This is a genomic window from Streptomyces sparsus, from assembly GCF_054776295.1.
In genome coordinates this window covers 1-613 of record NZ_BAAHCA010001640.1, presented here as the reverse complement: position 1 = coordinate 613, position 613 = coordinate 1, and the positions used below count along the sequence as shown (strand labels likewise).

General features: G+C 73.9%; 1 protein-coding gene. It reads left to right on the top strand.

All coding sequences use genetic code 11. The features are described 5' to 3' along the window. Positions 1-528, top strand: a 528-nt coding sequence (locus ACYVE9_RS30060; RefSeq protein WP_461031017.1) for a response regulator transcription factor, incomplete at its 5' end; no start/stop codon positions are given. Between the last annotated feature and the right edge of the window lie 85 nt (positions 529-613).

The window sequence follows — 613 nt, the reverse complement described above, 5'->3', positions numbered from 1 at the left end:
GACGGCCTACAGGTGTGCCGGTGGCTGTGCGCCGCCGGCTCGGTGCCGGTGGTGATGCTCACCGCCAGGGGCGACGAGGAGGCCCGCATCACCGGGCTGGAGATCGGCGCCGACGACTACCTGCCGAAACCGTTCAGCCCCCGCGAGCTGGTGCTGCGGGTGGAGTCGGTACTGCGCAGGGCCGGCGCCCCGCACCCGGGCGGTCCCCGGCTGGCGGGCGGCGGCCTGGTGCTGGATCCGGCCGCGCGCTCCGCCCACGGACCCTCGGGGCCGCTGTCCCTGACCGTGCGTGAGTTCGACCTGCTGGCCCACTTCCTCCGCCACCCCGACCGGGCCTTCACCCGGGAGGAACTGATGTCGGCGGTCTGGGGCTGGGAGTTCGGTGACCTGTCCACCGTCACGGTCCACATACGCAGGTTGCGGCACAAGGTGGAACAGGACCCGGGCACGCCCACCCTGATCACCACGGTCTGGGGGGTCGGCTACCGCTTCGACGGCGACACCGGCGCGGGAGGCACCCGCTCATGAACGATCTGCTGCTCATCGCCCTGTACGCCGGGGTCGGCGCCACCGCGGCGGGCGTGCTCGGCGCGCTGGCGCTGCGGGCGCTGCG